Here is a 235-nt window from a genome sequence, read left to right on the forward strand (position 1 = left end):
TTGAGAGTGAATTATTTGGTCATGTTAAAGGATCATTTACTGGTGCAAATAAAGATAGAGCTGGTAAATTTGAAGCAGCAAATGGAGGTACTATTTTTCTTGATGAGATTGGATACATGAGAGTTTCTGCTCAGGCTAAAGTTTTACGTGCTTTACAAGAAAATAAAATTCCAAGAGTAGGTTCAGATAAAGACATTAAAGTTAATGTAACAGTTGTAGCTGCAACTAATAAAGA

At 32.8% G+C, this 235-nt stretch carries 1 protein-coding gene; it reads left to right on the forward strand.

Annotated features, from left to right (window positions below):
* Positions 1 to 235 (forward strand): sigma 54-interacting transcriptional regulator (locus ACRHNM_RS18235; RefSeq protein ID WP_431138038.1); only part of this gene is annotated, 235 nt, incomplete at both ends.

Origin of the sequence: Psychroserpens mesophilus (assembly GCF_050617655.1) — a bacterium.
Classification (GTDB): domain Bacteria; phylum Bacteroidota; class Bacteroidia; order Flavobacteriales; family Flavobacteriaceae; genus Psychroserpens; species Psychroserpens mesophilus_A.